Origin of the sequence: Oerskovia paurometabola, assembly GCF_016907365.1 — a bacterium.
GTDB classification, from domain to species: domain Bacteria; phylum Actinomycetota; class Actinomycetes; order Actinomycetales; family Cellulomonadaceae; genus Oerskovia; species Oerskovia paurometabola.
In genome coordinates this window covers 2,536,715-2,548,450 of sequence record NZ_JAFBBV010000001.1, presented here as the reverse complement: position 1 = coordinate 2,548,450, position 11,736 = coordinate 2,536,715, and the positions used below count along the sequence as shown (strand labels likewise).

Here is an 11,736-nt window from a genome sequence, read left to right as displayed (position 1 = left end):
GGGCCGGACGGCCGGGCACGAGTGCTCGTCGGCGAACGGTAGCGCGGCCCACCGACATCCGGGCCCTCATTCTCCCGCGCGCCGGGCGCGCCGCTGACCAGCGTCGCTCCGACCAGTAGCCTAGGGCGGGTGAACGGACACGACGTCCCGGCCCACCCTGACCCGGCGCCGCACCCGGACCAGTATCCGGTCGAGTGGGAGGCCGACGTCGTGCTGCGCGACGGCACGACGACGCACGTCCGCCCCATCCGGCCCTCCGACGCCCCGGCGCTCCAGCGCTTCCACATGGGCCAGAGCGAGCGCTCGACCTACCTGCGCTTCTTCGCGAACATCGAGCGGCTCTCGGACCGGGACCTCGAACGCTTCACGGTCGTCGACCACTCCGAGCGCGTGGCGCTGGTGGCCGTCAAGCGCGTCGGCCAGGACCTGCGCGAGGACATCATCGGCGTCGCGCGCTTCGACAAGGTCACCCCCCACGAGGCCGAGGTCGCCTTCAACATCGCCGACGCCGAGCAGGGGCGCGGGCTGGGGTCGGTGCTCCTGGAGCACCTGGCTGCCGCGGCCCGCGAGCGAGGGGTGCGCAGGTTCACCGCCGAGGTGCTGCCGCAGAACGGCAAGATGCTCGCGGTCTTCCAGGAGGCCGGCTACGTCGTGAGCCAGCACGTCGACGACGGGATCGTGGCGGTGAGCGTCGACCTCGACCCGACGGACCGCTCGCGCGAGGTCATGGCGGACCGCGAGCACCGTGCCGAGGCCCGGTCCATGCACGGCCTGCTCACGGCCCGCCGGGTCCTGCTCGTGGGTCCCGGCCCGACGGCGCCGCCCGGCACCGCGGACCGGCTCCTGGCCGAGCGCGTGCTCGCGAACGCGCTCCGCGACCCGGGCGACGGGACGTTCGAGGTGGTCGGCATCGCCGCGCCCCGCGGCCCCGAGCCCCCACTCCTGCCCGGTGGCGAGCACCGCGAGGAGCGTCACGGCGGAGGGGACCCGAGCCCGGTCGACGACGGCCGGGACGACCAGCACGGTCATGGCTCCGCGCACGGGCACCTGCACGACGCCGCCGTGGCCGCCGAGCTCGTCGAGGAGCTGGTCGAGGAGCTCGACCACGAGGCCGCCGCGCCCTCGGTCCGCTTCAGGGACCGCATCGCGGACGTCACCGGGCCCGTCGACCTCGCGCTCCTGGCGCTGCCTCCCCGCGAGGCGATCGCCGCGACGGCCGAGCTCGAACGCCTCGGGGTGCGCGCCGTCGTCGTGCTCTCCGCGGGGTTCGCCGAGACCGGTCCCGACGGGCTCGCGCTCCAGCGCGACCTCCTGCGCACCGCGCACACCGCGGGCATGCGCGTGGTCGGCCCTGCGACGTACGGGCTCCTGACGACCCACGCGGGGCACCGGCTCAACGCGAGCCTCGCGGAGGAGGTGCCCCCCGCGGGCAGCATCGGGATCTTCTGCCAGTCCGCGCCCACGGCCGTGACGCTCCTCGCGACGGCCCTGCGCCGCGGCATCGGCATCTCGTCGTTCGTGTCCGCCGGGCACCGCGCCGACGTCTCGGGCAACGACCTCATGCAGTTCTGGCAGGACGACCCCGAGACCTCGGTCGTGTGCCTGTACCTCGAGTCGATCGGGAACCCGCGCAAGTTCTCGCGCATCGCGCGCCGCCTGGCCTCGGTCAAGCCCGTCGTGGTCGTGACCGCCGGACGCTCGGGGCAGGTCGTGCCGCCCGGGCACGCCGTGCGTTCCACCCGTGCCCCGCGGCGCACCCTCGACGAGATGCTGCGCCAGTCCGGCGTGATCCACGCCGAGAACACCCACCACCTCGTCGACATCGCCCAGCTCCTCGCGAACCAGCCGCTGCCGACCGGGCGGCGCATCGGGATCCTCGCGTCCTCGGCAGCGCTGACGGCGCTCGTCGCCGAGGCCGTGGTCTCGGCCGGGCTCGTGGTCTCCGACCGCTCGACCTTCCTGCCCGAGGACGCCGACGACGAGCAGATCGAGAGCGCGGTCGCGGCGCTCTACGCCCCCGACGCGTGCGACGTCGTCGTCGCGGTGCACGTCCCCACCGTCCGACCCCGCGTCGGCACGGTCTCGCGGGCCGTCGCCCGGGCCGCCGCGGCGAGCGGGCGCACCACGGTCGCGAGCGTCCTCGGGCTGCACGGGCTGGCGACCGAGCTCAGTGCGCAGAACCCGGCCGCCCCTGACGGGCCACGCCTGCACGTGCCCGCCTACTCGACCCCGGAGGACGCGGTCGCGGCGGTCGGCGCGGTCGTGGGGTACGCGCGCTGGCGCGACGCCGACCACGGCACGGTCGAACGCCCGGCGGGGGTCGACTCGGACCGTGCGCGGGCGATCGTGGAGGGCGCGCTCGCGGGGGACTCCGTGGTCGACCTCGACGCGGACACGGCGTCCGCGCTCCTCGCGGCCTACGGCATCGAGCTGTGGCCCTCGCGGCGTGTCCGGACGGCCGACGAGGCCGTGGCGGCGGCGCACGAGATCGGCTGGCCGGTCGCCCTCAAGAGCACCGCCGAGTCGCTCCGCCACCGTGCGGACCTCGGGGGAGTGCGCCTCGACATCGGCGACGAGGACGAGCTGCGCGACGACGTCGGGCAGATGCGGGCCTCGCTCGCGGCCGTGCTGCCCGCGGGGAACCCTGGGCGGACCGCGCCGGGGGAGGACCGCGACCCGGACGCCGATCCCGCGGGAGACCGGCCGACGGGCCCCGCGCCGTTCGAGGTCCAGCGCATGGCCGACGCGGGTGTGGCGTGCGTCCTGCGCTCGACCGAGGACCAGCTCTTCGGGCCGGTCGTCTCGTTCGGTCTCGCGGGCGACGCGGTCGACCTCCTGGGCGACGTGAGCTACGGAGTACCCCCGCTCACCGACGTGGACGTCGCCACGATGGTGCGCTCGATCCGTGCTGCGCCGCGCCTGTTCGGCTACATGGGGGCGCCCGTGGCGGACACCGCGGCGATCGAGGACCTGCTCGCGCGCATGTCGCTCATGGCGGACGAGCTGCCCGAGCTGCGCAGCGTCGAGCTGTACCCGGTCGTGGTCGCCGAGCACGGCGCCGCGGTCCTCAGCGCGCGTGTCCAGGTGGCCGGCGCGCAGCGCGCCGACGCCCTGCGGCGTGCGCTCCCGGGCTGAGCCGTCCACAGGTGCGCGGGCGGGCTGGCCCCGCCGCGCCGCACGGTGGGAGAATGCGCGGGTGCCATCTGCTGAATCCCCCTCCCGGACCGACCTGACCTCCCAGCTGCGCCGCGCGGGCTACTACCCGGAGCTCGTGCAGGACGTGCTCGACGTCGCGATCGCCGGTGAGGACCTCGTGTCCCACCTCGTCTACGTCGAGACGACGTTCGACGTCGAGGTCCGTCGCCACCTCACGGTCCTGGTCCTCACGCCGACCCGCCTGATCACCGCGCACGTCGACGACCACCCCGCGGACAGCGAGAACCCGTCCGCGTCGGCCGCGGCGACCACCGAGTCGGTGCCGATCACCGAGCTGCGCTCGGTCTCGCTCTCGCACGTGGTCGTGGACCCGGAGAAGCACCGCAGCGGCACGCCGCCCATCGAGGTGACCCTCGCGATCGGCTGGGGGGCCGTGTCCCGGGTGGACCTGGAGCCGGCCCAGTGCCCGGACCCGGGATGCGAGGCGGACCACGGTCTGACGGGGCAGATCACGCCCGACGACATCGTGGTGCGCGTGAGCGCCGAGGCGGAGGGCCGTGACGCGGTGCGCAACGCCCTCGCGTTCGCCAGAGCACTGTCGGCCGCGACGGCCCACGGCGTGGGCCGGGCGAGCCGGTGACGGTCCTGCCCGAGGTCCTCCCGGACGGGCTGCTCGCGCCGCGCTACGACGGGCTCGCCCTGAGCTCGGTGCTGCCCGGCGCCGCCGGTGCCCTCGGCGTGGACCTCACGACCTCGACCGGCACGCGTTCCCTCCAGGCCCGCGCGGACCTCGGCCTGCCCGCCGCCGACCGCGTGTGCGTCGTGCTGGTCGACGGCCTGGGCCACGAGAACCTCACCGAGCGCGCCGGCCACGCGCCGTTCCTGCGGTCGCTGCTGGGCTCCTCTCGAGTCCTCACGTCGAGCTTCCCCAGCACGACGGCCGCGGCGATCGGCACGTTCGGGACGGGAACCTCTCCCGGTCGCACCGGGATGCTGGGCTACACCCAGCGTGACTCGGTCTCCGGCCGCCTCGCGAACATGGTCTCGTGGGAGGGCGCCGCGGACCCGCGCACCCTGCAGCAGGAGCCGCCCGTGCTCGAGCGCCTCGCCGAGTCCGGGCTCGAGGTCTCGTCGGTGGGCCCCGCCCGGTTCGCGGGCTCGGGCATGACCGTGGCCGCGCTGCGCGGCGCACGCTATCTCGCGGCCGAGTCCATCGCGGACCGCGTCGACACCGTGGCGTTCGAGCTCACGGCCCCCGGGATCGTCTACCTCTACTGGGGCGACGTCGACAAGGCCGGTCACCACCACGGCTGGCGCTCGCGGCAGTGGGGCGACGCGCTGTCGGACCTCGACCGCGAGCTCGGACGCCTCGCCCGGTCCCTGCCGCACGGCACCCTGCTGATCGTGACGGCCGACCACGGCATGGTCGACGTCGACCGCTCGAAGCGCTGGGACGTCGCGAAGACCCCGGAGCTGGGGCGCGGCGTCGAGCTCGTGGGCGGCGAGCCCCGTGCGGTGCACGTCTACGCCCGCGCGGACCAGGCTGCCGCGGTCGCGGCGCGCTGGTCGTCGGTCCTGGGCGACCAGGCGGTCGTGGCGCTGCGCGAGGACGCGGTCGCCGCGGGCTGGTTCGGGCCCGTCGCGGACCACGTGCTCCCCGCGATCGGGGACGTGGTCGTCGCGATGCGTGGCCGTGCCACGGTCGTCGACTCGCGCACCCAGACGGCGGCGTCCCTCCAGCTCGTCGGCGTCCACGGGTCGCTGACCCGCACCGAGATGCAGGTCCCCCTGCTCGCCACGACCACCTGACCGGGACTCCCGTCCCGCCCGGCCCGCGCCCCGCGCCCGGGCGCCCTCAGGGGACCTTCCCCGCACACGAAAGGCCCACGACCGTGGCAGAGCTGGTCTTCTTCTCCGGCACGATGGACTGCGGAAAGTCCACCCTCGCCCTGCAGCTCGACCACAACCACTCGGCGCGGGGCCGCACGGGGCTCAAGTTCTCCCGCAACGACCGTGCGGGGACGGACCGGCTCTCCTCGCGCCTCGGCCTCGAGGTCGCCGCGCACGAGGTCCGTGACGACACCGACTTCTGGTCGTTCGTGGTCGACGCGCGTCGGCACGGCGAGACCGTGGACTACCTGATCTGCGACGAGGCGCAGTTCTACTCGACGACCCAGGTCGAGCAGCTCGCTCGCCTGGTCGACGAGGTCGAGATCGACGTCTTCGCGTTCGGCATCACGGCGGACTTCCGCTCGCACCTGTTCCCGGGCTCGGCGCGGCTCATCGAGCTGGCGGACCGTGTCGAGGTGCTCCAGGTCCAGGCGCTGTGCTGGTGCGGCGCCCGTGCGACGCACAACGCGCGCACGGTCGACGGCTGGATGGTCGTCGAGGGTGCGCAGGTCGTGGTGGGGGACACCGACAGCGCGAGCGAGGTCGCGTACGAGGTCCTGTGCCGACGGCACCACATGCGACGCATGACCTCCGCGTCGGCGCGGCTGCGCTCGACGAGCGGGGACGGTCTGGCGCTCGACCTGTCGGACGACCCGGCGGCGGGCTGAGGGCGACCGCGGCGACGCGGGCGGGCGGTGGCCCGCCCGCGGTCGCTCGTCAGTGCTCGGGCTTGGCCCCGAAGACGATCTCGTCCCAGCTGGGCACGCTCGCGCGGGGCTTGCGCCCGCTGCGCCGCGGCTCGGCCGGGGGAGTCGCGGGCCGGCTGCGTTCTTCGGCGTCGTCGCGGTGGGCGCGCGCGGTGCCGACCGGTGCGTGCTCGTCTGACCCGACGTCGGTCGACCGGTCGTCCCCGGAGAGGTGCTCGTGGCGGCCCGACCCCGCGGGGTGGGCGTCGCGCGCGGCCTGGTCGGGAGGCTCCTCGGCCGGGTCCTGGCTCTCGTCCTGGCCCGCGTCACGGCGGGCCGACCGGGACGGGTGAGCGCCGTCGTCGGGCCGGTGGTGCGCTCCCTGGCGCCCGACCTGACCCAGGGTGATGACCTTGGCTCCCGCGGACTCCTCGTCGCCGCGCGCGTCGTCGCGGCGCGAGGACCGGTCGCCCAGGTCGAACGTCTGCGGCGGGCCGAAGCCCTCGAAGAGCGCCGGGTCGTCGTCGCGGTGCTGACGCACCCCGCGTCGTTGGCTCAGGTCGTCGAGGATCGAGGTCGTGTCCTCGTGCAGCGGCAGGGGTTCGACGACGGGGACGTCCGCAAGGCCCTCGGACCGGTCGGTGTCCGGACCTCGCTCGGGCGACGCCGCCGACGGGGCCTGCCCGCCGCCGCGCGCCGCGTGATCGAAGATCGCGCCCCGCACGCCCCGCACGGGTTCCTCCTCGGGCATGGCCCCGGAGAGCCAGCGGGCCTCGTCCTCGAGCGCGTGCAGAGACCGGGACGAGGGGTCGTAGGACCAGCGGGCGCTGCGGGCGCGGTCCCCGATGAGGAACAGGGCCGTGACGGTCCACGCCGCGCCGTGGGGGCGGGCCGCGGACCACTCGACGTCCTCGGGCTCGACGCCGCGGGCCGTCAACCGCTCCGAGACGAGCTCGCCCAGGGTGGGGGAGGACTCGTCGTGCCCCAGGCGGTTCTTGCGCACCTGCTCGACGACGAACTCCTGCTCGGCGAGCACGGGCCCCTCGAAGCGGCGCACCTGCTCGATCGGGATGCCCGCCTTCTCGGCGACCTCCCGGGCGCTGTGCCCGGCGCGCAGCTGGGACTGGATCTCGCGCACGGGAAGGACGCCGGGGGCCTGGGCGCGCAGCTGTTCGAGCTGGGTGCGGTCGCGGCGCACCGCGGCGCGCAGCGCGTCGTCGATGGGCAGCGTGAACCGCGCACCGTCGGCCCCGGTGAGGACGAGGGTCTCCCCGTCCTCGTGCAACCTCACCAGCTCGAGCTCGTTCATGAATCCTCCAACGCCGTGCAGACCGGCTCGTCGCCGGTGGGCCTGCACTCCCGAGAGTGCCATCCCGGATCGCCGTCGCGGCGCAGGCGGCTCGGTGTGCCGCGTTCCGGGGTCTGCTGGGATGATTCTCCCCGTGATCGAGTTCCCGATGGACGACGTCCTCGAGCTGGGCGCTGTGTTCTGCGCCGCACTGTCCGGCGGTCTGTCCGCGATCCGCAAGTCCTTCGACATCTTCGGGGTGCTCGTGCTGGCCTGGGCGACAGGCCTGGGCGGCGGGATCCTGCGCGACGTGCTGATCGGCGCGACGCCCCCCGTGGGGATCTCGAGCTGGCGTCTGGTGGTGGCGGCACTGGCCGCGGGCGTGGTCATCTACTTCTTCCACCCGCGCCTCGAACGCATGCGGCGCGGCATCGTCGTGCTCGACGCGGGGGCGCTCGCGCTGTTCGTGATCGTCGGGACGACCAAGGGTCTCGACTACGGGGTGGGCCTCATGGCCGCGGTGATCGTCGGCACCCTGACGGGGATCGGGGGCGGGATCCTGCGCGACCTGCTCACGAGCGAGGCGCCGCTCATCCTCCAGGACCGCCAGCTCTACGCCGTGCCCGCGATCGTGGGGGCGCTCATCACGGCCGTCCTGTGGCGCGAGGGCTGGCTCACGGGGTGGACACAGCTCGCGACGATCGCGCTCATCTTCGGCTTCCGGCTGGTCTCGCTGCGGCTCGGCTGGACCGTCCCCGGCCCGTGGTCGGGTCGTCGGGGCGGAGCGGGGTCGGGCAGGATGTGAGGCGTGACCTTCTTCATCGATGACCCCCGCCTGCCCGACGACGTCACGATCGCGGGGCTGCGAGCCCTCGCCGAGCGCCTGGCCAGGGAGGCCGGGGCGCTCGTGCGCGACGGCCGGCCCGAGCACGTCGAGGTGGCCGCGACCAAGTCGAGCGCGGTCGACGTCGTGACGGCCATGGACGCCGAGTCCGAGGCCCTGCTGCGGCGCATCATCGCCCGCGAGCGGCCCGACGACGCGATCCTCGGCGAGGAGGAGGGGGCGTCGGCGGGCACGTCCGGGCTGACCTGGGTCATCGACCCGATCGACGGCACGGTGAACTACCTGTACTCGGTCGCCTCGTACGCGATCTCGGTCGCCGTGGTGGCCGGTCCGCCCGACCCGGCCGAGTGGACCGTGCTCGCGGGCGCCGTGCACTCGATCGTCGACGGCCGGACCTGGACGGCCGGGCTCGGCGCCGGCGCGACCCTCGACGGCGAGCCCGTGGCCGTCAACCCCGCGGGCCCGCTCGCGACCTCCCTCGTCGGGACGGGCTTCGGGTACGACTCCGACCGGCGGCGCCACCAGGCGCAGGTGCTGGTGGACGTGCTGCCGCAGGTGCGGGACATCCGTCGGATCGGCTCGGCCGCGATCGACCTGTGCCTCGTCGCGACCGGCAGCCTGGACCTGTACTACGAGCGCGGCCTCAACCCCTGGGACCTCGCGGCGGGAGCGCTCGTCGCGCAGGAGGCGGGCGCCACGGTGACGGGGCTGCGCGGGCGGGCGGCCGGGGTCGAGATGACGGTCGCCGGTGCGCCGCAGGCCGTGTCGGACCTGGTCGTGGTCCTGGAGGCGGCCGGTGCCGATTCTGACGGCGCCCCGTGAGGGAACCCGTCGGGCCTGGTGAGGGGTGACGAGGACCACTCGCGTCGGGGATGCGCCGGGGCGGTAAATGGTGCAGAATCCGTTCGCCCCCGGGAACAATTCCTGGTGGCTGAGCATTACACCGCGTACACCAGTCAGGACGTCCAGCAACACGTCCTACGGAGTGCCTGTTCGACGGCCTTCGCCGGACCGAACGACCCCCATGTTCGACCACGACGTTCCGGAGTGTGACCCCACAGATGGCAACTGACTACGACGCCCCCCGCAAGAGCGAAGAGGATCTCAGCGAGGACTCGATCCAAGAGCTGCAGGCTCGTCGCTCTGACAAGAGCTCGGGCGTTGTGGACGAAGACGAGACCGAAGCTGCGGAAGGGTTCGAGCTCCCGGGCGCGGACCTCTCCGGCGAAGAGCTCTCGGTCCGCGTGCTGCCTCGACAGGCTGACGAGTTCACCTGTTCGAGCTGCTTCCTCGTGCACCACCGCAGCCAGCTCGCGTACGAGAAGAACGGGCAGCAGATCTGCTCGGAGTGCGCGGCCTGACGGCCTGAGCCCCAACGACGGACGGCCGCCACCCCTCGAGGGGTGGCGGCCGTCCGCGCGTCCGGGGTCAGCGGGGGCGCGGGCTCAGCGGGGGGACGGCCCGGCGTCGGACGCGCTGCCCGTCCCTGCGCCCGCCGCGGGGGCGCTCGCTGCCAGGGCCGCGGCGAGGTCGGCCGCGTGCCGGGTGGAGACGAGCCAGTACGGGGTCGGGTCGGCCGGGTCGACGAGCTCGACGCGCACACCGGTTCGTGCCCAGGCACGCAGGCAGACGTACGCACGGGCGTCGAGCGAGGGCCCGAGCTCGCGCGTCATGGCCGCGCGGTCGAGCGCCGTGACGGACCCCAGGAGCGACGTCGGGATCGTGGCCCGACCGGCGCGCAGGACAGGAAGGCCGTCGGGGCCGGGGGACACCGAGACCACGGGCGAGGTCCACCACGCGAGCACGAGGAGCACCACGAGGGCCACGACCGCCGTGCTGATCGACAGCACGTCGTCGACGGGCCACAGCGCCACACCGAGGATGACGGCGAAGGCGGCGGCGGCGGACCACCCGCCCGGACCGGGGAGCAGGCGTTCGCTGTAGGCAGGGGCAGGCTGAGGCATGTGCCCATCATCCCAGGTCCTTCCGACGTGCTCGCCGTGCGTGGGGAGGGAGCGGGAGCACGGCCTGCTGTCCGGGTGTTCGCGGGTCCGCCCGCCGCGGACTAGGCTCTGCGGGTGCCCATCGACGAACCGGCGGCCCCGACCGCCCTCGCCCCCGTGCCCGCCCGACCGGGCGACGTCGAGGTGCTGGTCCAGCTCCTCGACGACGTGACCCCGGTCCCCGCCTACGCCCACCCGGGCGACGCCGGTGCGGACCTCGTGACGACCGTGGACGTGGAGATCGCGCCGCAGGGCCGGGCGACGGTCCCGACCGGGCTCGCGATCGCGCTGCCCGACGGGTATGCCGCGTTCGTCCACCCCCGCTCGGGCCTCGCAGCCAGGCACGGTCTGACGATCGTCAACGCGCCCGGCACCGTCGACGCGGGGTACCGCGGCGAGATCAAGGTGATCCTGCACAACACGGACCCACAGGTCCCCGTCGTGCTGCACCGGGGGGACCGTATCGCCCAGCTCGTCGTCCAGAGGGTCGAGCACGCGCGTTTCCTGCAGGCCGAGCGGCTGCCGGGCTCGCACCGCGGCGAGGGCGGGTTCGGGTCGAGCGGCGGGTGGGTCGCGGCGCGGTGAGCCCCACGATGCCGGGGTGTTCGCCCGTGGCCGAGGACGGTCACGCGGGCGGCGCATCGGTCTAGGGTGGTAGGAGCAGGGGTCGGTCTCGCCGTCCCGAACGAGCCGTGGTCGATGGTCGACGCGGCGAAGAGCTGAAGGAGAACGTCCGTGGGTTTGTTCCGGCGTAGTGCGTCGCAGAAGTCGAGCGACGAAGCGGTCGCCGCCGAGGGCTCCGGGACCGAGGAGACCGCAGCAGAGGCGGTCGACACCCCGGGGGCCCCGGCGCCTGTCGCGCCCGCGGCGGGCGCTCGCGGCCCGTTCGACTCCTCGCAGGTGAGCGAGCTCGGTGCCCGTGCGGACCTCGGGGCCATCTGGCTGCCGGGCGTCCCGGGCATGGAGCTGCGCATGGAGGTCGACAAGAAGACGCAGAAGATCACGGGGGCCGCCGTGGCGGTCAACGGTTCCGCGCTGCAGATCCAGGCGTTCGCGGCTCCCAAGACCATGGGCATCTGGGACGAGATCCGGGAGGAGATCGCCGAGTCCGTTCGTCAGCAGGGCGGGACGGTCGACGACATCCCCGGGACGTTCGGTCGCGAGCTGCTCGCGAAGCTCCCGGCGACGGGCCCGGACGGTCAGAAGGGCTTCCGTGCGGCCCGGTTCGTGGGCGTCGACGGTCCGCGCTGGTTCCTGCGGGGGGTCCTGACGGGCAAGGCCGCGGCGGACCCGGAGGCGGCCCGGCTGCTCGAGTCGGTCTTCGCGAACATCGTCGTGGTCCGTGACCAGAACGCCCGCCCCCCGCGCGACCTGCTCGCGATGCACCTGCCTGGCCAGGCACCGCGGCCCGCGGCAGCTCCGGAGGGGGCGGCTCCCTCGCTCCCCGCCTTCGACCCGCTCACGCGCGGGCCGGAGATCACCGAGAGGCGCTGACCATGACGCTGCGCCAGGCACTGCACTCCGTGCTGGCCTCCCAGGAGGAGATCGCCGCGGACGAGGAGCGTCACGACTCGGCCAGCCAGGTCGGGTGCTCGGCCGTCTCCGACCTTGCGAACCGCAAGCGCGCGACCGTCTCGGGCGTCATGCGCTCGGTCATCCTGCGCCCGCGCGAGGGCGTGCCGACGGTCGAGGCCGAGCTCTACGACGGGTCGGGCTCGCTCGACCTGGTGTGGCTGGGCCGCCGTCGTATCGCGGGCGTCGAGCCCGGTCGGCGTGTCCGCGTCGAGGGGCTGGTCTGCGAGATCGCGGGCCGTCGCACCATGTTCAACCCCCGCTACGAGCTGCGCCCCCGCGCAGGCGAGTGAGTCC

The 11,736-nt window shown here is 74.3% G+C and carries 12 protein-coding genes; 10 read left to right on the top strand and 2 right to left on the bottom strand.

What is annotated here, in order from left to right:
• Positions 1 to 129: 129 nt before the first annotated feature.
• From JOD48_RS11450 to JOD48_RS11435, 4 genes are all read left to right on the top strand, one after another.
• Positions 130 to 3,135: a GNAT family N-acetyltransferase gene (locus JOD48_RS11450; protein WP_307824110.1), complete on the top strand. Its 3,006-nt coding sequence runs from the start codon at positions 130 to 132 to the stop codon at positions 3,133 to 3,135.
• Positions 3,136 to 3,196: 61 nt separating this feature from the next.
• Positions 3,197 to 3,796, top strand: coding sequence for a DUF5998 family protein (locus JOD48_RS11445; protein WP_191792040.1), 600 nt, complete (start codon positions 3,197 to 3,199; stop codon positions 3,794 to 3,796).
• Positions 3,793 to 4,965 carry an alkaline phosphatase family protein gene (locus JOD48_RS11440; protein ID WP_191792041.1) on the top strand — a complete coding sequence of 391 codons (1,173 nt, stop codon included), beginning with the start codon at positions 3,793 to 3,795 and terminating at the stop codon, positions 4,963 to 4,965. The genes JOD48_RS11445 and JOD48_RS11440 overlap by 4 nt, the downstream gene beginning before the upstream one ends.
• A gap of 83 nt (positions 4,966 to 5,048) precedes the next feature.
• Positions 5,049 to 5,714 carry a thymidine kinase gene (locus tag JOD48_RS11435; RefSeq protein ID WP_191792042.1) on the top strand — a complete coding sequence of 222 codons (666 nt, stop codon included), beginning with the start codon at positions 5,049 to 5,051 and terminating at the stop codon, positions 5,712 to 5,714.
• A 49-nt stretch (positions 5,715 to 5,763) separates the two neighbouring features.
• Here the strand turns inward: JOD48_RS11435 and sepH are convergent, their stop codons facing one another.
• Positions 5,764 to 7,041, bottom strand: coding sequence for a septation protein SepH (gene sepH, locus JOD48_RS11430; protein ID WP_204809116.1), 1,278 nt, complete (start codon positions 7,039 to 7,041; stop codon positions 5,764 to 5,766).
• A 133-nt stretch (positions 7,042 to 7,174) separates the two neighbouring features.
• Between sepH and JOD48_RS11425 the strand changes: the two genes are divergently transcribed.
• The 3 genes from JOD48_RS11425 (at position 7,175) to JOD48_RS11415 (ending at position 9,225) form a co-directional block, all read left to right on the top strand.
• On the top strand, positions 7,175 to 7,825 hold the full coding sequence (locus JOD48_RS11425; protein WP_307824109.1) for a trimeric intracellular cation channel family protein: 651 nt from the start codon (positions 7,175 to 7,177) through the stop codon (positions 7,823 to 7,825).
• A gap of 3 nt (positions 7,826 to 7,828) precedes the next feature.
• On the top strand, positions 7,829 to 8,686 hold the full coding sequence (locus JOD48_RS11420; protein WP_307824108.1) for an inositol monophosphatase family protein: 858 nt from the start codon (positions 7,829 to 7,831) through the stop codon (positions 8,684 to 8,686).
• 239 nt (positions 8,687 to 8,925) lie between these two features.
• Positions 8,926 to 9,225: a DUF4193 domain-containing protein gene (locus JOD48_RS11415; protein WP_030152516.1), complete on the top strand. Its 300-nt coding sequence runs from the start codon at positions 8,926 to 8,928 to the stop codon at positions 9,223 to 9,225.
• Between the two features lie 84 nt (positions 9,226 to 9,309).
• On the opposite strand, the gene JOD48_RS11410 is transcribed toward JOD48_RS11415, so the two are convergent.
• Positions 9,310 to 9,828, bottom strand: a complete 519-nt coding sequence (locus JOD48_RS11410) for a DUF3093 domain-containing protein (RefSeq protein ID WP_191792045.1) — start codon at positions 9,826 to 9,828, stop codon at positions 9,310 to 9,312.
• A gap of 120 nt (positions 9,829 to 9,948) precedes the next feature.
• Here JOD48_RS11410 and dut point away from each other — a divergent pair, with 120 nt between their 5' ends.
• The 3 genes from dut (at position 9,949) to JOD48_RS11395 (ending at position 11,732) form a co-directional block, all read left to right on the top strand.
• A complete protein-coding gene (dut, locus tag JOD48_RS11405) occupies positions 9,949 to 10,452 on the top strand; it encodes a dUTP diphosphatase (RefSeq protein WP_307824300.1) in 504 nt (167 codons plus the stop codon).
• Between the two features lie 150 nt (positions 10,453 to 10,602).
• A complete protein-coding gene (locus JOD48_RS11400; RefSeq protein ID WP_204809114.1) occupies positions 10,603 to 11,361 on the top strand; it encodes a DUF3710 domain-containing protein in 759 nt (252 codons plus the stop codon).
• 2 nt (positions 11,362 to 11,363) lie between these two features.
• Positions 11,364 to 11,732 (top strand): OB-fold nucleic acid binding domain-containing protein, encoded by a 369-nt coding sequence (locus tag JOD48_RS11395; RefSeq protein ID WP_138824289.1) that lies wholly within the window; start codon positions 11,364 to 11,366, stop codon positions 11,730 to 11,732.
• Positions 11,733 to 11,736: the final 4 nt, after the last annotated feature.